Annotated in this window: 15 protein-coding genes; all 15 read right to left on the reverse strand. The window is 68.0% G+C overall.

Annotated elements, in window-relative coordinates; all coding sequences use genetic code 11:
- Positions 1-17: 17 nt before the first annotated feature.
- Positions 18-788 (reverse strand): GntR family transcriptional regulator, encoded by a 771-nt coding sequence (locus tag R4823_RS18925; RefSeq protein WP_165963078.1) that lies wholly within the window; start codon positions 786-788, stop codon positions 18-20.
- Positions 785-2,350 (reverse strand): carboxyl transferase domain-containing protein, encoded by a 1,566-nt coding sequence (locus R4823_RS18930; protein WP_087839614.1) that lies wholly within the window; start codon positions 2,348-2,350, stop codon positions 785-787. Before R4823_RS18930 ends, R4823_RS18925 begins: the two co-directional genes overlap by 4 nt.
- 113 nt (positions 2,351-2,463) lie before the next feature.
- Positions 2,464-3,633, reverse strand: coding sequence for an ABC transporter substrate-binding protein (locus R4823_RS18935; protein WP_087839615.1), 1,170 nt, complete (start codon positions 3,631-3,633; stop codon positions 2,464-2,466).
- A 104-nt stretch (positions 3,634-3,737) separates the two neighbouring features.
- The gene (locus R4823_RS18940) at positions 3,738-4,958 is read right to left on the reverse strand and encodes a TolC family protein (RefSeq protein WP_087839616.1); all 1,221 of its coding nucleotides are present in this window, start codon (positions 4,956-4,958) and stop codon (positions 3,738-3,740) included.
- Positions 4,951-8,070 (reverse strand): CusA/CzcA family heavy metal efflux RND transporter, encoded by a 3,120-nt coding sequence (locus R4823_RS18945; RefSeq protein ID WP_087839617.1) that lies wholly within the window; start codon positions 8,068-8,070, stop codon positions 4,951-4,953. Before R4823_RS18945 ends, R4823_RS18940 begins: the two co-directional genes overlap by 8 nt.
- 9 nt (positions 8,071-8,079) lie before the next feature.
- Positions 8,080-9,192: an efflux RND transporter periplasmic adaptor subunit gene (locus R4823_RS18950; protein ID WP_087839618.1), complete on the reverse strand. Its 1,113-nt coding sequence runs from the start codon at positions 9,190-9,192 to the stop codon at positions 8,080-8,082.
- 122 nt (positions 9,193-9,314) lie between these two features.
- The gene (locus R4823_RS18955; protein ID WP_243724431.1) at positions 9,315-10,739 is read right to left on the reverse strand and encodes a HAMP domain-containing sensor histidine kinase; all 1,425 of its coding nucleotides are present in this window, start codon (positions 10,737-10,739) and stop codon (positions 9,315-9,317) included.
- Positions 10,736-11,419, reverse strand: a complete 684-nt coding sequence (locus R4823_RS18960; protein WP_087839619.1) for a response regulator transcription factor — start codon at positions 11,417-11,419, stop codon at positions 10,736-10,738. The genes R4823_RS18955 and R4823_RS18960 overlap by 4 nt, the downstream gene beginning before the upstream one ends.
- Positions 11,420-11,516: 97 nt before the next feature.
- Positions 11,517-12,287, reverse strand: coding sequence for an ectoine/hydroxyectoine ABC transporter ATP-binding protein EhuA (ehuA, locus tag R4823_RS18965; RefSeq protein ID WP_132979325.1), 771 nt, complete (start codon positions 12,285-12,287; stop codon positions 11,517-11,519).
- Positions 12,288-12,314: 27 nt separating this feature from the next.
- The gene (gene ehuD, locus R4823_RS18970) at positions 12,315-12,983 is read right to left on the reverse strand and encodes an ectoine/hydroxyectoine ABC transporter permease subunit EhuD (RefSeq protein WP_338615816.1); all 669 of its coding nucleotides are present in this window, start codon (positions 12,981-12,983) and stop codon (positions 12,315-12,317) included.
- A complete protein-coding gene (gene ehuC / locus R4823_RS18975; RefSeq protein WP_132979327.1) occupies positions 12,980-13,633 on the reverse strand; it encodes an ectoine/hydroxyectoine ABC transporter permease subunit EhuC in 654 nt (217 codons plus the stop codon). The genes ehuD and ehuC overlap by 4 nt, the downstream gene beginning before the upstream one ends.
- Complete coding sequence (gene ehuB, locus R4823_RS18980; RefSeq protein WP_132979328.1) at positions 13,630-14,562, reverse strand: ectoine/hydroxyectoine ABC transporter substrate-binding protein EhuB; 933 nt, start codon at positions 14,560-14,562, stop codon at positions 13,630-13,632. The genes ehuC and ehuB overlap by 4 nt, the downstream gene beginning before the upstream one ends.
- A gap of 194 nt (positions 14,563-14,756) precedes the next feature.
- Positions 14,757-16,322, reverse strand: a complete 1,566-nt coding sequence (locus R4823_RS18985) for a DEAD/DEAH box helicase (RefSeq protein ID WP_279817447.1) — start codon at positions 16,320-16,322, stop codon at positions 14,757-14,759.
- Positions 16,323-16,900: 578 nt separating this feature from the next.
- The gene (clpA, locus tag R4823_RS18990) at positions 16,901-19,192 is read right to left on the reverse strand and encodes an ATP-dependent Clp protease ATP-binding subunit ClpA (protein WP_087839625.1); all 2,292 of its coding nucleotides are present in this window, start codon (positions 19,190-19,192) and stop codon (positions 16,901-16,903) included.
- Positions 19,189-19,509, reverse strand: a complete 321-nt coding sequence (clpS, locus tag R4823_RS18995; RefSeq protein ID WP_087839626.1) for an ATP-dependent Clp protease adapter ClpS — start codon at positions 19,507-19,509, stop codon at positions 19,189-19,191. The genes clpA and clpS overlap by 4 nt, the downstream gene beginning before the upstream one ends.
- Positions 19,510-19,645: the final 136 nt, after the last annotated feature.

Here is a 19,645-nt window from a genome sequence, read left to right on the forward strand (position 1 = left end):
CCTGACGGGAATGTGTTCTACGCTGGCACTTCGGTCTCCAACAAACGGCGGATCTCCCGCCAGTTCTCTTCCAGGCGACTGGCGAAAAACTGTTCGGCGGCGTCGGCATCGCCGCGCCGGATGGCATCGATGGCGCCGCGCCACAGGACGAGGGAACGGCGGCGCCGCTCACACGACCGCAGCCCCAGGCTGGTGTAGCGCAGCATCTGCATGGACAGCGAGGCGATCAGCGGGAACAGGCGGTCGTTGCCGCACAGCGCCGCGCACAGCAGGGTCATCTGCGCCGCGGTCTCGCCGTAGCGGCGCGCGGTGGCCGGGTCGTCGGCCGTCTCGCCCAGGGTGCAGAAACCGATCTCCAGCAGTTCGAGCAGCCGCTCGGGGCGGTGCTCGGCGGCACGGCGCCCGACCAGGCGCACCAGGCTGGCGCGCACCTCGAACAGGTCCTGGATTTCCTTCTGCGCCAGGAAGGTCGCGCGGGCGCCCCGCCTGGCGTGTATGCGCACCACGCCCTCGCGCTCCAGCAGGCGCATGGCCTCGCGTACCGGACTGCGGCTGACGCCGAACTGCTGGCCGATCTCCTGTTCGCGTATCCATTCGCCCGGTGCGATGGCATGCGAGATGATGCGGTCGCCGACGCTGGCCGCGATCTGCTCGGGCAGCGTCAGCGTATTGGACGGCCCGGCGAACACCCACCAGAACGCGATGGGCGTGCCGCGGTCCTCTTCGAAGGCCTGCAGGAACGCCGCGGCGCGGCTGGTGTCGGGCGGCGCGGGCCGTGCCGGTGTCACGGGCGCACTCCCGCGCGCAGCTTGGGGCCCAGCGTGGTCCGCAGCCGGCCCTGCGCCGCATCGATGAACTGGCACAGGTAGGGCCGCGTCTCGCGGGGGTCGATCAGGTCCTCCACCGCGAAGGCCTCGGCGGTGCGGAATGGCGAGGACAGCGCCCGCAGCTCGGCCTCGATCTCGGCTTCGCGCGCGGCCGGGTCCGCGGCGCCCTGGATGTCGGCGCGGTAGGCCGCCTTGACGCCCCCTTCGATGGGCAGCGAACCCCAGCTGGCGGACGGCCAGGCGATCTTGAAGTTCAACCCCGAGCGGTCGATCACGCTGCCGCCCGCGACCCCGAAGCACTTGCGCACCAGCACCGTGTAGATCGGCACCGTGGCCTGCGCCAGCACGTAGCGCTGCTGGATGCCGAAGCGCATGATGGCCTCGGATTCGGACTCGACCCCGATCAGGAGACCGGGCACGTCGACGAAGAAGATCAGCGGGATGTTGAAGGCATCGCACAGATCGATGAAATGCGTCTGCTTGCGCGCCGCCTTCACGTCGACGATGCCGCCGAACATGGGGTTGTTCGCCACCACCCCCACGACCTTGCCGTTCATGCGCGCCAGCATCGTGATGACGGCCCGGCCGAAGCCCGGCTGGATCTCGAACTCCGACCCGCGGTCAACGACCATGCCCACCAGCTTCTTCATGTTGTAGGCCTGCCGCTCGGACCGGGGCACGATGTCCACCAGCGCGTCCTCGCAGCGGTCCACGGGGTCGCCCGACATGAGCACGGGCGGCAGCTCCCAGGCGTTCTGCGGCATGTACGACAGGAAGCGCCGGATCTGCGCCAGGCAGGTTTCCTCGTCCGGCGCCACGTTGTCGATCGTGCCGGCGGTGTCGGCGGCGATCTTGGCGCCGCCCAGGTCGTTCTTGTGCAGCTTGACGCCGAAGGCGCGCTCGACCACCGGCGGGCCGGCGGCGAAGATCTGGCTGCTGTCGCGCACCATGACGGTCCAGTGGGCCAGCATGGCGCGCCCCGCCGGGCCGCCCGCCACCGTTCCCATGACCGCGCTCACCACGGGCACCATGCCCATCAGCGACACCGAACGCTCGAAGCCGTCCTGGCCGTAGCCTGGCGTGACCGAGTAGCCCTTGCGCTTGACCGTGTTGACGGTGCCGCCGGTGCCGTCGATCAGGTTGACCAGCGGAATGCGGTAGTGGAAGGCCAGGTCCTCGACGAAGCCGCCCTGCCCGCCCTTGCGGCGGTCGCTGCCGAAGCCGGTGCCGGCGCGGATGGTGTAGTCCTCGCCCCCCACCGCCACGGGCCGGTCGGAGATGCGGCCCAGTCCCATCACATAGGGCGCGGGCTCGAAACCGGTCAGCTTGCCCTCCGTATAGACGGCCCGGCCGGCCAGTTGCCCGACCTCCTGGAACGACCCGGCGTCCAGCAGCTTGTCGATGCGTTCGCGCACCGTCAGCTTGCCGGCCGCGTGCTGGCGCGCCACCGATGTTTCGCCGCCGCATGCCCGCGCCAGTTCCCGCCTGCGCCGGATCTCGTCCGCTTCCGCCCGCCAGCTCATGCCGTCTCCTCGGACCGGTGAATGTCGGCCCACTATAATTGCCTTCTTTATTATTGTCGACAATTTTATTGCACAACAAAAAGGGCGCCCCCCTGGGGCGCCCCGTACCGTGCTTACCTGCTCTTGCCTTCGCCCTCGTAGGCGAACTTGCCGTCGCGCACGACGCCCATGACGCGCGAGCGTTCGTCGAACCCCTGGTGGTCGCTGGCCGAGATGTTCAATACTCCGTTGGGTACGGTCAGGTTGGTGGTCGATTCGATCGCGTCGCGCAGCGCGGCGCGGAACTCCGGCGTGCCGGGCTTGGCGCCCTTCTTCAGCGCGCGTCCCACCGCATCGTCCAGCAGCATCCAGGCTCCCCAGGCGTCGCCCGCGAACTGGGTGACCGAACCGGCGCCGAACTTGGCCTCATAGCGGTCGACGAACTCGGTGGCCACCTTCTTGACCGGGTGCGAGGCCGGCAGGCCGTGCGCCACCACGCCGGGGCCGGTCGGGAACAGCGTGCCTTCCACCGCCTTGCCGCCCAGGCGCAGGAACTCGGGCGTGGCGATGCCGTGGGTCTGGTAGAGCTTGCCCCGGTAGCCGCGGTCCACCAGCGTCTTCTGCGGCAGCAGCGCCGGGGTGGACGAGGCGGCCACCAGGATGGCGTCGGGCTTGGCCACCATCAGCTTGAGCACCTGTCCGGTCACCGAGGTATCGGTACGGTTGTAGCGCTCGTTGGCGACGACCTTGATGCCGGCCTTCTGCGCCAGCGGCGAAAACTCGTTCCACCAGCTCTCGCCATAGGAATCGTTGAAGCCGATGAAGCCGACCGTCTTCACCCCGGCGCGGGCCATGTGTCCGACGATGGCGCTGGCCATGAGCGAATCGTTCTGGGGCATCTTGAAGGCCCATCTGCGCTTGGCGTCGGCATGGGGCTCGATGATGGAGGCATTGGCCGCCAGGGCCACCATGGGCGTCCTGCTTTCGGCGATCACGTCCAGCACCGCCAGCGCGGCCGGCGTGGTGTTGGGGCCGACCAGGACGTCGATGCGCTGCTCGGAAGTGAGCTTGCGCACGTTGGTGACGGTGTTGGTCGGGTCGGACCCGTCGTCCAGGATGATGTAGTTGGCCTTCTCGCCGCCCAGCGTGGGCGGCCACATCATGACCACGTTCTTGGAGGGAATGCCGATCGCCGCCGCCGGGCCGGTGGTGGCGAGATCGATGCCGACGGTGATGTCCGCTTTCGCGGCCGTTGCCAGCGCCAGCCCGGCCAGCAGGAAGCCGCGCAATGCCCATGATTTCATTTGAACCCCCGGAATGAGAACCGGCCGGAAAAAACCCCCGCGATGGGGCCGGCCATGTCCGCTAGTTTACGCCGCCGGGGGGCCGGCGGGCGGCCGCTTCCGGGTCATTCGAGCAGGTCGGCCCCCAGTTCCCCCGAGGCGATGCGCACATCCACCTCGGCCTGCATCACCGCCTCGAGCAAGTCCAGGTAGGTGTTCTTTTTCTCGGCCACGGCCTGGATCGCATCGACCAGGTCGAGGATGCTGCCCCGGCCCAGCGTGTAGGAATCCTGCGCCATCTGCCGCAGGCGCGGGATCATGGACAGGCCTTCCTTCTCGAAGCGGTCGGCCAGCTGCTGGCGACGGTTGAGCTGCTCGGTGGCGCGGCGCAGTTCGCTTTCCGCGGCCACGACAATGGCCCGGCTGCGCAGGCGCATGCCGTCGGCCTCGGCGGCCGCACGCGCGATGGGCCCCTGGTTGCGGTCGAACAGCGGAATGGCCACCGACACGCCGTACTCGGTGCTGCGGCCCTCGTTGTTGTTCAGCCGGCCGACCATGAAAGTGGGCGTGGGATAGGCCTGGCGCCGCTCGGCCTCCAGCTGCTTCTCGGCGAAGGCTTGCTGGGCCAGCGCCGCGCGCACCGCGGGCAGGCGGTTCTGCGCCTGCGGCCAGATGGCGTCGAAACTCAGGGCATTCCAGTGCGAGACGATGGAACCGGCCGCGCGCGGCCGCCACGCCGGCGCGCCGACACTGGCCGCCACCCGGGCGGACGCCTGCAGCGTCTCGGCCTGGGCCTGGGCCAGTTGCGCATCCAGCGAGGCGCGTTCCACCTCGAGCCGGGTCAGATCGTAGCGGCTGCGCGCCCCCGCCTGGACCTGGCCTTGCACGATGCGGAAGGCGCCTTCCAGGTCGTCCTTGGCGTCCAGCCAGCGCTTCTCGCGCTCCTGCGATACCAGCAGCGACATGAAGTCCCGGGCCGCATCCTGCAGGGCCTGGGCATAGACCAGCCGCAGTTGTGCCCGGGCCGCCTCGACGCCGCTCTTGGCGCTCTCGATGCGGGCGCCGCGCTGGCCGAAGATCGGAATGTCCTGCGAGATGGTGGTTTCCTTCTCGCCCCGCTTGTGGGTATAGGCCACGCTGGGGTTGGAGAAGGTCTGGGCCGTCATCAGGTCGGCCTCGGCCATCGCCACCTGCGTGCGCTCGGCCTGCAGCGCGGGGCTGGAGGTCTTGACCAGTTCCAGCAGCTGGGGCAGCGACACTTCGGTGCCCAGCGCCGGGGGCAGATCGGCCGCGCGCGCCGCCGGCAGGCACAGCGCGACCAGCAGGATACCTAGATACTTACGCATTTTCGTTGTCCATAGATGCCGCGTCGCGCTCCTCGGCGGTCAGCATGCGCCTGGGTCCCAGCCAGGCATACAGCACGGGCAGCACGAACAGCGCCACCAGCGGCAGCACCGCCATGCCTCCCACCACCACGGAAGCGAACGGACGCTGCGTCTCGCTGCCCACGCCGGTGGACAAGGCCATGGGCAACAGGCCGATCAGGCCCAGCAGCGCCACCATCAGGATGGAGCGCATGCGCTCGGCGGCCCCCTCGATCAGCGCGGGAACCAGCGCCACGCCCTCGCGCCGCAGGTTCTCGACCGCGCTCAGGACCAGCAGGCCGGCCAGCGCCACCTGCCCCAAGAGGGCGATGAAGCCGATCGCCGCGCTGATGGACAGGTCGATGCCGGTCAGGTGCAGCGCGACGATGCCGCCTATCATGGCGAACGGCGCGGTCAGCAGGATGATGGACGCGCTGCGCGCGCTGCCCAGCGCGCTGAAGAGCAGGACGAACACCACCAGCAGCGACAGCGGCACGACGATCTTCAGGCGGGCCGAGGCGCGCTGCTGGTTCTCCCACTGGCCGCCCCACTGGGCGATGTAGCCCTCGGGCATCTTCACGTCCTTCTTGAAGGCGGCGATGGCCTCTTTCACGACCGAGCCCATGTCGCGCCCCTGGACGTTGAACTTCAGCGCCATGTAGCGGGCGTTGCCCTCGCGGAAGATCGAGGAGTTGCCCACCTTGAAGCTGATGCTGGCCAGGGCGTGCAGCGGCACGTAGGTGCCGTCGGGCGCCGAGACCTGGATCTCGCGTATGCGTGCCTCGTCCATCCGGTCCACGTAGGGCAGGCGCACCCGCACGGGCACGCTGCGCTCGCCTTCCCAGGCGGTGGTGACCACCTTGCCCGCCAGCGCGGTCTCGACGGCGGTGTCGGCCACTTCCATGGAAATGCCGTAGCGCGCCAGCGCGTCGCGGTTGAACTCGATGTGCAGTTGCGGGGCCGGCGCGTCGCGGTACAGGTCCAGGTCGACCACGCCATCGATGTGGCTGACGGCCTCCTTGGTCTGCTGCAGGATGCCGCGCATGGTCTCGATCTCGCTGCCGAACACCTTCAGCACCACGTGGCCGCGCGCGCCCGAGGTCGATTCCTCGACGCTGTCGCGGATGGGCTGGGCGAAGTTGAACTGCACGCCAGGGATGTCCGCCAGGGACTGGCGCATCTGGGCCACCAGTTCGTCCTTGGTCAGGCCCTTGCGCCACTGGGCGCGTTCCTTCAGGCGCACCAGCACCTTGGCGACGTTGATGGTCTCGTTGTCGGTGCCGTCTTCCGGCCGCCCCTGCTCGCTGGTGACGGAGATCGCCTCGGGCACCTCCTTGAGCCGCATGCGTATGGTGCGCAGCAGCTCCTGCCCCTTCTCCAGCGAGATCGACGGCGGCATCTGCACCAGCACGTAGGCGTCGCCCTCGTCCAGTTCGGGCAGGAACTCGGTCCCCAGTTGCGAACCCGCGTACAGCGCCAGCAACAGCGCCACGACGGCCACGGCGAACACGTTGCGCCGGTTGCGGCGGCTTTCCAGCACGCGCGCGATCCATCCCGAATAGGCATGGTGCATGCGCAGGAACACCGCCGGCTCGGGCGCCACCACGTCCTTGGGACGCAGCAGCAGCGCGCACAGCGCGGGCACCAGCGTCAGCGCGAACACCAGCGCGCCGACCAGCGCGAAAGTGTAGGTCATGGCCAGCGGGCGGAAGATGCGGCCTTCGATGCTTTCCAGCGAAAACACGGGGATCAGGGCCGCGATCACGATGGCCATCGCGAACAGCGTCGGCTTGGCCACCGACATGGCGGCCTCGATGATCAACTCGAACATGTCGCGGCGCGAGGCGGGTTTTCGCAGCCTGGCCTTGTGGATGATGGCCTCGGTCAGCACCACCGCGCCGTCGACGATGATGCCGAAGTCGATGGCGCCCATGGAGATGAGGTTGGCCGGCATGCCCAGGAAATGCAGGCCGACGAACGCCACCAGCAGCGACAGCGGGATGACCACCGCGACGATCAGCGAACCGCGCAGGCTGCGCAGGAACAGCCACAGCACGCCCACGATCAGCGTCGCGCCGAACAGCAGGTTGTGATAGACGGTATGCAGCGTATGGCCGACCAGGTGCGAGCGGTCATAGCTGGGCTCGATGCGCATGCCCGTGGGCAGCATGTGCGCGTTGATGTCGTCCACCTTGGCGTGGACCTGGTCCAGCACCTTGCTGGGATTCTCGTCGCGCTTGAGCAGCACGATGCCTTCGACGATGTCGTCCTCGTCGTTCATCCCCACCGAGCCCTGGCGCGGCGTGTAGGACTGCACCACGCGGGCCACGTCCTTGACGCGCACGGGGGTGTTGTTGTGCACGTCCAGCACGATGGTCTCGATGTCGCGCGGCGTGCGCAAGAGGCCGATGCCGCGGATGATCAGCGATTGCTCGCCGCGGCGCAGCAGCCCGCCGCCCACGTTCTGGTTGGACTTCGAGACGGCCTCGACCACCTGGTCCAGCGTCAGGTTGTGCGCCATCAGCTTGGCCGGATCCACCTCGATGTGGAACTCCTTGACGAAGCCGCCCATGCTGACCACATCGGCCACGCCCTGGATCTGCTTGAGGACCCGGGCCACGGTCCATTCCTGCTCGGAGCGCAGCTGGGCCAGCGTATGGCGGTCGCTGTTGAGCCGGTAATAGAAGATCTTGCCCAGCGGCGTGTTGTCGGGCGCCATCTCCGGCGTCACGCCGTCGGGCAGGTCGGCCGACGGCAGCCGCTGGGTGACCTGCACCCGCGCGTCGAAGCTCTTGGTCTTGTCGTCGAAGACCATGGTGATCATCGACAGGCCGAAATAGCTCTCGGACCGCAGCGACACCAGCCCGGGCGTGCCGTTCAGCGCCCGCTCGAGGGGAAACGTCACCTGCCGCTCGACCTCTTCCGGCGCCAGGCCGGGGGCGAGCGAGATGACGCCCACCTGGACGTTGGTGACGTCGGGATAGGCCTCGATGGCGGTGTTCAGGAAGGCGTAGACGCCGTAGATGGCGACGATCAGCGTCGCGGTCAGCGCCACCAGGCGGCGATGGACCACCAGCGCAATGAGTGAACGCATGGCGGATCCTTACAGCAGTTGGTTGGCGGCGCCGTCGAGCAGCAAGCCGCCCTTGGTGACCACCTTGTCGCCCGGCTCGATGCCCGACAATACGGGGATGTAGCCGTTGGACGGTTGGCCCAGCGACACGGTACGCGCCTCGAACACGTTGTCCGAGACCTGGACGAATACGATGGAGCGCTGGCCGTCCTTGATCAGCACCGAGGTGACGGGCACCGACAACCCCTCGGCGGCGCGGCTCTGGATGCCGGCCCGGGCCAGCATGCCCGCGCGCAGGTTGGGATTGGAGTCGTCCAGCGTGATGAACACCTGCCCGCGGCGGGTCTGGGCGTTCAGGGCCGAGCCCACGCGCAGCACCTTGCCCGTCAGGGGCCGGTCCAGCGAGGCCACCACGATCTGCACCGGCGCCCCCTGGGCGATCGTGCTGAGGTCGCTTTCGAAGACGTCGGCGTTGATCCACAGCGCGGTCGGATCGCCCACGGTGAACAGCGATCCGGAATCGGGTCCCACCGACGCGCCGGGCGTGGTGTTGCGGTTGATAACCACGCCGGCGCGCGGCGCGCGCAGCAGCAGCGTGTCGCTGCCGCCGCCGCCCAGGAAGCTGGCGGCCCGCGACGCCACGTCGGCGTTGTGCTGGGCCTCCTGCAGCTTGGCCTCGGCCACGACCAGTTCGGCCTCGATGCCGATGCCCTTCTCCATCATCAGGCGCTGGCGCTTGGCCTCGGCCTGGGCCACCCGCAGTTCGACCTGGGCATTGGCGTAGTCGGCCCGCACGCGCGAGGCGTCGGGGCTGGACAGCGTCGCCAGCGGCGTTCCGGCCTTGACCACGTCGCCCACCTGGGCCTGGACCTGGAGGATGCGGCCGGATGCCGGCGCCACCACCTCGGCCACCTGTTCCTCGCGGAAAGCCACCCGGGCCGGCGCCCACACCACGTGCACCGCGCCCTGGGTCCCCATTTCCTGGATTTCCATGTACTTGAGCGAGGCCGGCTTGACGCGGACCTGCCCGGGCGCGAGCGGCGCGGCGTTTTCGGTGGGAGCCGGAGGAGCCTCTTGCTTGTCCGAGCAGGCCGCCAGGGCAAGCAGACAGGTGACGACGACAAAATGGGCAAAACGCGGCATGAGCGACCTTTGACGATTTTACGGCTCGGATCGGTCGTCGACGCGTCCCACGGCGCGAGGCACTCCTGATCCGGATCGCGTGATGTTAGCGACCGGCTGAAAGGGAAAGCATGGCCGAAACATTACCGTTTTGTCATTTTTCCCAGCCTGGGCAGCGTGATACGGGCCACCAGGCCGGGGCCGGCGTCGTCCAGGTCCAACGAAGCGTTGTGGAGGCTGGCGATGGCCGTCACGCTGGCCAGGCCCAGGCCGTAGCCCGGTACGCGGCGGTTGAGCCGGAAGAACCGGGTCCCGACCTTGGAGCGCTCGATGGCCTGGATGCCGGGCCCGTTGTCCTGCACCACCAGCGACACCGTGTCGCTTTCTCGCTGCGTGCTGACCGTGACGCGGGCGGGGCTGCCGGCGTATTTGATCGCGTTGTCCAGCAGGTTGGCCACGGCGCTGGCCAGCAGGTCCTTGTCGCCCGCCGCCATGACGTCTTCGTCCATGCGCACGCGCAGCTCCACGCCCTTTTCCTCGGCCACCGGCTCGTACAGTTCCACCACGTCGGCCACGATGTCGTTCAGCGATACCGGTTGGAAAGCCTGGCGCCGAGCGCCCGACTCCGCCTCGGCGATCTGCAGCAGCTTGTCGAAGACGATGGTGAGTTCCTCGATCTCGCGGATGGCGAAGGTCGTGGCCTGCGCCACCTGCGCCGGGTCCGTGCCCGGACGGCTGGCCACTTCCAGCTTGGCGCGGATCCGCGACAGCGGCGTGCGCAGATTGTGGGCGATGGTGTTGGAGACGTGCCGCACGCCGTCCATCAGGATCTCGATCCGGTCCAGCATCAGGTTGATGTCGTGGCTCAGGCGCGCGAACTCGTCGTCCTTGCCGGAAACCGGGATGCGCTGCGTCAGGTCGCCGGCCTCGATCTGGGCGGCGGTGCGGCGGATCGCGCCGACCCGGCTCTCGAGCTGGTCGCGGAACACGATGGCGCCGATGATGGCCAGCAGCACCGAGACCACCGCCGCCGCCATCAGCGCGTTGCCGACCAGTTGCTCGAGGTCCTTCTGGTCGCGCATGTCGCGGCCGACCAGCAGGACGGACCCGTCGGCCAGCAGTTCCGTGCGGAACCGGCTGTAGGAGATGCGCCCGTCCCGCAGCACCTGCTTTTCGACGATCCCGAAGGTGGGCTTGAGCAGGTCGCGGGAAACGGCGATGTTGCCCGCCATTTTCTTGCCCGCCGCTGTGGCCAGCAGGTAGACCTCGGTATCGGAGTTGACGCCGTCGGTCAGGGTCTCGGTGATGTCGTCGGCCAGCCGCTCGGGCCCGTAGGCCTCGAAATGGCTGACCATCCGGTGGCTGGCCGACACCAGTTGCCGGTCGATGCGATTCTGCAGCACGCCGATGGTCTGCACGTACAGCACCGACAGCAGCACCATCATGAACAGCACCACCGACACGCCATAGCCCAGCGCGAGCCGGAACGCGACCGACTGCCACAGGCGCCGGACGAAGGCCAGCGGCCCGGTCTGGCGGCCGGGATAATCGTCGTAGGCCGTGCTCAACGCGGCGCCGCCGAGATCATGTACCCCACCCCGCGCACCGTATGGATCAGGGGAGGCGCGAAGCCGTTGTCGATCTTGTTGCGCAGGCGGCTGATCTGCACATCGATCACGTTGGTCTGCGGATCGAAGCGATAGTCCCAGACCGCCTCGAGCAGCATGGTGCGGGTCACGACCTGTTCCTGGTTCAACAGCAGGTAGACCAGCAGGCGGAACTCGCGCGGCTGCAGCGTGATGGTCTTGCCGTCGCGCTCGACGGTGCGCTTGGTCAGGTCGGCCCGGAGATTGGCGATGCGCAGTTCGCGCACATCGTCGCGGGCACGGGCCCTGCGGTACAGGGCCTCGACCCGCGCCGCCAGCTCGGAGAACGCGAACGGCTTGGTGAGGTAGTCGTCGCAGCCGCCGCGCAGCCCCCTGACCCGCTCGTCCAGCCCCGCCAGCGCGCTCAGGATCAGCACGGGCGTCGTCTTGCCTATGCCTCGCAGCGTGGTCAGGATGGACAGGCCGTCCACGTCGTTGGGCAGCATGCGGTCCAGGATGATGACGTCCCAGGCCTCGGTCATGGCGCGATTGAGCCCGTCGGCGCTGTCGCGGCAGGCCGCCACCTCGTGGCCGGCCTCCTTCAGACCGTTGCAGATATAGCGCGAAGTATCGACTTCGTCTTCGATGACCAGGCAGCGCATGGCGGCTAACGATTCCCGACTGATGAAGATCCGGCGCGCGTGGATGGCGCCGGGCTCCTAATAGTCTACCCTCGTTGCCGCGACCAGGACGGCCGCCTCAGGCCTCGATGACGGCTTCCAGGAACTGGCGCGTGCGCGCGCGGGCCGGATGACCGAAGACCTGGGCGGACGGTCCGTCCTCGACGATGCGGCCGCCGTCGAAGAACAGGGTGCGGTCCGAGCTGCGCTCGGCGAACTTCATCTGGTGCGTCACGACGATCATCGTCATGGTGCGCCGCGCCGACAGCTCCCGCATGATCTCCAGCACGCCGCCCACCAGTTCCGGGTCCAGCGCCGAGGTCACCTCGTCGAACAGCATGACTTCCGGCCGCATGGCCAGCGCGCGGGCAATGCCGACCCGTTGCTTCTGGCCGCCGGAAAGATTGGCGGGATACCGATCCAGCTTGTCTCCCAGCCCCACCATATCCAGGTATTCGCGCGCCCGCTGCTCGGCCTCGTCCCGGCCCAGCCCCAGCACGTGCCTGGGCGCCTCGGCCACATTGCGCAATGCCGTCATATGGGGGAACAGGTTGAAGTGCTGGAACACCATGCCTATCCGTCCCCGCACCCTGCGCAGATGCGCCGGCCGGGCCGGGACTTCCCGGCTGCCCCGCCGTTCGGTCCACATGGATTCGCCATCGATCAGGATGCGGCCGGCATCGGGCCGCTCCAGCGTCATCAGCAGGCGCAGCAGCGTCGACTTGCCGGACCCCGACGGACCGATCAGCGCGACCGTCTGGCCGGCCGGAATGTGCAGGTCCAGGCCCCGCAGCACCTCGACCTCGCCGTAGCGCTTGCAGACATTCTCCAGCGTGACACTGGCGCTCATGCGTCCTCCTTCATGTCGTCGTCCGGCTCAGCGCAGCCTGGCTCCCACGCGCCTCACTCCCCAGGCCGCGGCCAGGCTCAGCGCCAGGAAGATCAGCCCCACCAGCGTGAGCGGCTCGGTATAGCGGAACGTGGCCGAACCGGCGATCTTGCTGGCCTGGAGCAGTTCCACCACGGTGATGGCCGACAGCAGCGGCGTATCCTTGAACATGGCGACGAAGTAGTTTCCCAGCGCCGGCACGATGGGCGGGATCGCCTGCGGCAGGATGACGTCCCGCAGCGTCCGCCAGCGACCGAGATTGAGCGCCAGCGCCGCGTCCGACTGCCCGCGCGGCACGCTTTCCAGGCCGGCCCGGTACACCTCGGCGCAGTAGGCGGCGTAGTGCACGCCTAGTCCCAGTACGCCGGTGGCCAGCGGCGAGAACTGCACGCCCGTGACCGGCAGCACGTAGAACAGGAAGAACAGTTGCATCAGCAGCGGCGTGCTGCGCACGAACTCGATGACCAGCGCCGCGCCCCAGGCCAGCGGCCGCAGCGGCGCCCTTCGCATCAGCGCCAGCACCAGCCCCAGCGTCACGGCCAGCACCATGCCCAGCAGCGTGGCCTGCACGGTGATCGCCAGGCCGTCCAGCAAGGTGGGCAGCACGGCGCGGGCATAGCCCCAGTCGAACAGCGGCTGGCTGGCGGCCGCGCTCATGTCCGCCCCCGGTGGCGGGCCGCACGCCGCTCCAGCAGCCGCATGCCGCCGTTCAGGACCTGGGCGGCGGCGAAATACATGAGCAGCGCGATGCTGAACACCTCCACGGTGCGGAAAGTCTCGCTGCGCAGCAGTTGCGCGCTGAAGGTCAGGTCGGTGATGGTGATCAGCGACACCAGGGCGGTGTTCTTGAGCAGTTCGATCAGGAGGTTGCCGGCCGGCGGCAGCATCAGCGGCACGGCCTGCGGCACCAGGATGCGCCACAGCGTGGCCGTCGGCGTCATGTTCAGCGCCACCGCGGCCTCGGCCTGCCCCTTGGGCACGTTGGCGATCGCGCCGCGCACGATCTCGGCTCCGTAGGCCCCGGTATGCAGGCCCAGCACCAGGATGCCCGCCCAGACCGCCGGCAGCCGCAGGCCCAGCAGAGGCAGCACGTAGTAGACCCAGAAAAGCTGCACCAGCGCGGACGTTCCGCGGAACACCTCCACGTAGCAGGCCGCGGGCCACGACAGGTAGGGCCGCCGCGACATGCGCCCCAGGCCGGACAGCAGCGCCGCCGGGATGGCCAGCGCCGCCGCGCCCGCGGTGAGCTGCAAGGTGACCCACAGGCCGCGCAGCAAGGGCGGCAACAGCTCGGGAAGGTCAGTCATGACGGATCGGAGGCCGGGGCGGGCGCGGCGGCGGGAGACTGCCCGCACAGCTGCGCCGACGTCGCGTCGCCCGGCAGTTCGTTCGCGGTGAAGCCGAAAGGCTCGACCAGGCGCTGGTGCTCGGGCGTCCCGATGAAATGCGCCAGCTCGCGGTCGAAGGCTTCGCGCAGCGCCACGTCCCCCTGGCGGAAGCCGAACGCGCCGTACCCGCGCACCGCTTCGCCGTTCTCGATAGGCTGGACGAACCGGGCCACCTTGTCGATCTGCCAGTCCGGCACCTTGGTCAGCACGTAGTTCAAAGTCAGCGCCGTCGCGGCATAGACGTCCGCCCGCCCCGCCACCACGCCCTCGACCGCGCTGACCACGTCGGGAAACACCACGACCTGCGACGGCGGCACGCCCGCGCGCGCGGCGTAGTCGTTCTGCACCGCCCCGACCACCACGCCCACGCGGGCGCCGGGGTCGGCGGCCACGTCGGCATAGCCATGCAATCGGCGCGGATTGTCCGTACGCTGGAGGAACCCGTCGCCCACGCCGTAGGTGGGATTGGAGAAGGCGATCTGGCGGCACCGGTCGGGCAGCACGTACATGCCGGCGGCGATCATGTCAAAACGGCCGGCCAGGAGGCCCGGGATCAGCGCGCCGAACTCGGTCAGCACGCCTTCGACCTCGCCTATGCCCAGCCGCCCCAGGATCACACGGGCGATTTCCGGGGCTTCGCCCGTCAATCGGCCCGCCCGGCTGTCCATGTAGGCGAACGGCGCCTCGTTCGCATAGCCGATGCGCAACCGGCCGGCCTGGACGGCGCGCTGCAGGCTGTCGGGCTGGGCCGCGGCCCCGGGAGTGGCGCCAGCGTCGGCCGCTCCCGCCGAAGGCGCGATGCCTGCCAGCCATACCGCCGTCCACGTCGCAAGAAGAAAACGAGTCATGAGTCGCCCGGGCAATACCAAGGCAAATCATATCTCCTAATAATATTTCAGTTCAAATCAATTGAAGGCGAATGATCTGGACGATGCGCGATGGCCGGACGTGAAAACGCCCCCGCGCGCGGCCTGGGGCCGCGGGTCGGGGGCGTCGGGCGCGGCGGCTGGCCGCCGCGCCGGGTTGGCCTTGCAGGATGCCGTCAGGCGGCGCGACGACGGGAATCGAAGCGGCGCACGGGCGCATCGCGGCGATCGCCTTCCGGACGGGCCGCGCGGGGACGATCGCCCCAGGTGCGCTCGCCCTGCGGACGGTCGCCACGCGGCCGGGCGGCGTAGCCCTGGCCTTCGGGCGAACGCTCGCGGCGATCGTCCTGGAAGCGCGGCTCGTACCGGCGCTCACCGTAGCCCTGGCGTTCGCCCTGGGACGGTTCGCCATGGCGGCGCTCGCCGCGCGGACGGTCGCCGAAAGCCGGACGCTCGTCGCGGTTGCGGTCGAAATGGCCACGGCCTTCGTACTGCCGCTGCCCGCCTTCACGATTCTGGTAGCCGCCACGGCCGCCCTGGCGCCAGCCCGGCTTGCCGCCGGGGCCGCCGCGGCGCGGACGGTCGGAGCCGGGCCGCGGCGCGCGCTGCGGCTCGAGTCCGGGGATCACCTGGACGGGGATGCTCTGGTCCGTATAACGCTCGATGGTGCGGATCTTGTGACGCTCGCCATGCGCGGCCAGCGTGAACGCCAGGCCGTCGCGGCCCGCGCGGCCGGTACGGCCGATGCGGTGCACGTAGTCCTCGGCCTGCATGGGCAGGTCGAAGTTGACGACGTGGCTGATGCCTTGCACGTCGATACCCCGCGCCGCCACGTCGGTGGCGACAAGGATCTGCACCCGGCCGCGCTGCATGTTGCCCAGGGTACGGGTACGCTGGCGCTGGTTCATGTCGCCATGCAACGCCTCGGCGGCGAAGCCCTGGTCGGCCAGCGTGTCGGCCAGATCGTCGGCCGCGCGCTTGGTCGAGGTGAAGACGATGGCCTGCTGGATGTTGACGTCGCGCAGCAGGTGGTCCAGCAGGCGCATCTTGTGCTCCATGTCATCCGCGTACAGCAGCGACTGGGTGATGTTGGCGTGCTTTTCCTTCTGGCTGGCGATCTCGATGCGCTGGGGGTCGCGCATCATCTTGGCAGCCATCCGGGCCACCGAGCCGTCCAGCGTGGCCGAGAACAGCAGCGTCTGCCGGGTGGCGGGCGTGCGCGCCACGATGGCCTCGATGTCGTCGATGAAACCCATGTCCAGCATGCGGTCGGCCTCGTCCAGCACCAGGACCTCGACTTCGGACAGGTTCACCTTGCCGGACTGGACGTGGTCCAGCAGACGGCCCGGGGTCGCGACCAGCACGTCGACCCGGCGCGACAGCGCCTTCAACTGGGCACCATAGGGCATGCCGCCGACGACCGTGGCCGTGCGCAGCCAGTTCAGCGCCTTGCCATAGGTGCGGGTGGCTTCCGACACCTGCTGGGCCAGCTCGCGCGTGGGGGTCAGCACCAGCACGCGCACGCCGGGCGTGCGCAGCGGCGAAGCCTGGACCTGCCGGTTCAGGGCCGGCAGCATGAAGGCCGCGGTCTTGCCGCTACCGGTCTGGGACGACACCATGAGGTCGTGCCCCTCCAGCGCCAGCGGGATGGCCCGGGCCTGGACCGGCGTCGGCTCGGTAAAGCCGGCTTCGGTCAGCGCGCCGACGATGGCGGGAGCAAGGCCGAGTTCAGTGAAAGACATATTCATTCCTTACGTTACGTATGGCGCAACGCAAGCCTTTCCCCACCGGACATACCCGGACGCGCGAAAAACGCGGCCATGGCCCCGCCAAGGACGGGGCCGGATTCATCGAGCCTGGAAAGCTGGCGCTACGCTGCGGAGACGGACACGGCCGCTCCGGACGGATCATCGGCGCCGACCGATATCACCGTGCGCGCAACGCAAAGGGAAAAACGAGGTCAGAGACGATGCAGTTTTCGGTCAACCCACTTGGTTACCGATCGTCTGCATGAAGGCCACACCGGTGCCCGACAGGGCGATGGCGTGATTTGTGCAGTACAGCAATATTACCCCAGATTTACCCTAATAGATACCCCACAAAACCACACACCTCAAAAAAATACCCCCACGCTTGCCGCTACGCGGCGGCGCTGCCCCCCGAGGGGGCGCTTTTTGCCTTGGGGGCGGCCCGGCGGCAAAAAAACAGGCCGCCAACAACCGTCGACGGCCCCACACAGACCCAGGGCACAGCGGATCCGGCTCCGCCGGTCCGCCAGTGCCGCCCCCTGGGGGGCGCGCGTAAGCGCGTACGGGGGGGCCTAATCAGCCAGTTCCACCTCCGGCTGCGGCGCGGCCTTGGGTGGCGTATCGTCGAAGTTGAGCTTGATCTCGTCGTCGACCATGTCCACGGTCACCCGGCCGCCGCTGACCAGCTTGCCGAACAGCAGTTCGTCGGCCAGCGCGCGGCGGATGGTGTCCTGGATCAGGCGCTGCATGGGACGCGCGCCCATCAGCGGATCGAAGCCCTTCTTGCCCAGGTAGGCGCGCAGGGCATCGGTGAAGATGACCTCGACGCGCTTCTCGTGCAGTTGCTCTTCCAGCTGCATCAGGAACTTGTCGACCACGCGCAGGATGATCTCTTCGTTCAGGGCCTTGAACGAAATGATCGAGTCCAGGCGGTTGCGGAACTCCGGCGTGAACATGCGCTTGATTTCCGCCATCTCGTCGCCCTGCTCGCGCGCGCCGGAGAAGCCGATCACGTTCTTCTGCAGGGTTTCGGCACCGGCGTTGGTCGTCATGATGATGATGACGTTGCGGAAATCCGCCTTCCGGCCGTTGTTGTCCGTCAGCGTTCCGTGGTCCATGACCTGCAGAAGGATGTTGAAGACCTCGGGGTGGGCCTTCTCGATCTCGTCCAGCAGCAGCACGCAGTGCGGCTTCTTGGTGATGGCCTCGGTCAGGAGGCCGCCCTGGTCGAAGCCGACGTATCCCGGCGGCGCGCCGATCAGGCGCGAGACGGCATGGCGCTCCATGTACTCGGACATGTCGAAGCGCAGCAGCTCGATGCCCAGGATGAAGGCGAGCTGCTTGGCCACCTCGGTCTTGCCGACGCCGGTGGGACCGGAGAACAGGAACGCGCCGATGGGCTTGTCGGGCTTGCCCAGCCCCGAGCGCGCCATCTTGATGGACGCGGACAGCGCGTCGATGGCGGCGTCCTGGCCGAACACCACGGCCTTCAGGTCGCGCTCGAGCGTGGCCAGCTTGCTGCGGTCGTCGCTGGAGACCGATTGCGGCGGAATCCGGGCGATCTTGGACACGATGTCCTCGATCTCGGCCTTGCCGATGACCTTCTTCTGCCGCGACTTGGGCAGGATGCGCTGGGCCGCGCCGGCCTCGTCGATGACGTCGATGGCCTTGTCCGGCAGGTGGCGGTCGTTGATGAATTTGGCCGACAGTTCGGCGGCCGCCGACAGCGCCGCCGACGAGTACTTGACGCTGTGGTGGTCCTCGAACCGCTGCTTGAGGCCGCGCAGGATCTGCACGGTCTGCTCGACGCTGGGCTCGTTGACGTCGATCTTCTGGAAGCGCCGCGACAGGGCATGATCCTTCTCGAAGATGCCGCGGTATTCGGTGTACGTGGTCGCGCCTATGCACTTGAGCTGGCCCGAGGACAGGGCCGGCTTGAGCAGGTTGGAGGCATCCAGCGTACCGCCCGACGCGGCGCCGGCGCCGATGAGGGTGTGGATCTCGTCGATGAACAGCACCGCCTTGGGGCTTTCCTTGAGCTGCTTGAGCACCGCCTTCAGGCGCTGCTCGAAGTCGCCGCGGTACTTGGTGCCCGCCAGCAGCGCGCCCATGTCCAGGGAATAGACGCAGGCATCCGCCAGCACGTCGGGCACGGCGCCTTCGGTGATGCGCCAGGCCAGGCCCTCGGCGATGGCGGTCTTGCCCACGCCGGCCTCGCCCACCAGCAGCGGATTGTTCTTGCGGCGGCGGCACAGCACCTGGATGACCCGCTCGACCTCGCTGTCGCGGCCGATCAGCGGATCGATCTTGCCGGCCTTGGCGGCCACGTTCAGGTTCTGGGTGTACTGGTCCAGCGGCGACTGCTTGGCCTCGGCCTCGGCTTCCGCCTCGGGTTCCTTGGGCGTGCTGGAGGACTCCAGCTGGGGCTGCTTGGTGATGCCGTGGGACATGAAGTTGACCACGTCCAGGCGGGTGATGCCCTGCTGGTGCAGGTAATAGACCGCGTGGGAATCCTTTTCGCCGAAGATGGCGACCAGCACGTTGGAGCCGGCCACTTCCTTCTTGCCGTTGCCCGTGGACTGCACGTGCATGATCGCGCGCTGGATGACGCGCTGGAAACCCAGCGTGGGCTGGGTATCGGCCTCTTCCGTGCCCGGGATCACGGGCGTGTTGTCGTTGACGAAATTGCGCAGGTTGCGGCGCAGGTCGTCCAGGTTGGCGGCGCAAGCGCGCAGCACCTCGGCCGCCGACGGATTGTCGAGCAGCGAGAGCAGCAGATGCTCTACCGTGATGAATTCGTGCCGAGCCTGACGGGCCTCGACGAACGCCATGTGAAGGCTAACTTCCAATTCTTGAGAAATCACGCTTCCTCCATGATGCACTGAAGCGGATGCTGGTTCTGCCGTGAGAAACGGCTTACCTGGTCGATCTTGGTCCTGGCGATGTCCCGCGGATAGATTCCGCAGACGCCGCGACCCTCGTGATGCACCTTGAGCATGATCTGGGTGGCCTGCTCGCGCCCCTTGCTGAAAAATTTCTCCAATACCAGCACAACGAACTCCATCGGCGTGAAATCATCGTTCAACAACACCACCGTGAACATTGGAGGTGGTTTGGTCTTCGACGGTTCCCGCTCAAGCAGCGTTGTCTGATCCGGTTGAGAATCGAACCCGGTGCCCATGCGCCTATTCTATCCACTTGAAAGTGCCCCGCAAGCCATCAGCATACTCCTATATGCCCGGGCCATCCCGAGCTTGACGCAGCCGGACATCTTTCCCATTATTTGATGCCTGGGGCCAGGTTTATCAAGCCCCGGA

Origin of the sequence: Pigmentiphaga sp. CHJ604 (genome assembly GCF_036972535.1) — a bacterium.
In the GTDB taxonomy this organism is placed as follows: domain Bacteria; phylum Pseudomonadota; class Gammaproteobacteria; order Burkholderiales; family Burkholderiaceae_B; genus Pigmentiphaga; species Pigmentiphaga daeguensis.

Coding starts and splice junctions, on each gene's coding strand:
- R4823_RS18930 (WP_087839614.1), bottom strand. CDS start 2,350: ATGAGCTGGCGGGCGGAAGCGGACGAGATCCGGCGCAGGCGGGAACTG.
- R4823_RS18935 (WP_087839615.1), bottom strand. CDS start 3,633: ATGAAATCATGGGCATTGCGCGGCTTCCTGCTGGCCGGGCTGGCGCTG.
- R4823_RS18940 (WP_087839616.1), bottom strand. CDS start 4,958: ATGCGTAAGTATCTAGGTATCCTGCTGGTCGCGCTGTGCCTGCCGGCG.
- R4823_RS18945 (WP_087839617.1), bottom strand. CDS start 8,070: ATGCGTTCACTCATTGCGCTGGTGGTCCATCGCCGCCTGGTGGCGCTG.
- R4823_RS18950 (WP_087839618.1), bottom strand. CDS start 9,192: ATGCCGCGTTTTGCCCATTTTGTCGTCGTCACCTGTCTGCTTGCCCTG.
- R4823_RS18960 (WP_087839619.1), bottom strand. CDS start 11,419: ATGCGCTGCCTGGTCATCGAAGACGAAGTCGATACTTCGCGCTATATC.
- ehuA (WP_132979325.1), bottom strand. CDS start 12,287: ATGAGCGCCAGTGTCACGCTGGAGAATGTCTGCAAGCGCTACGGCGAG.
- ehuD (WP_338615816.1), bottom strand. CDS start 12,983: ATGAGCGCGGCCGCCAGCCAGCCGCTGTTCGACTGGGGCTATGCCCGC.
- ehuC (WP_132979327.1), bottom strand. CDS start 13,633: ATGACTGACCTTCCCGAGCTGTTGCCGCCCTTGCTGCGCGGCCTGTGG.
- ehuB (WP_132979328.1), bottom strand. CDS start 14,562: ATGACTCGTTTTCTTCTTGCGACGTGGACGGCGGTATGGCTGGCAGGC.
- R4823_RS18985 (WP_279817447.1), bottom strand. CDS start 16,322: ATGTCTTTCACTGAACTCGGCCTTGCTCCCGCCATCGTCGGCGCGCTG.
- clpS (WP_087839626.1), bottom strand. CDS start 19,509: ATGGGCACCGGGTTCGATTCTCAACCGGATCAGACAACGCTGCTTGAG.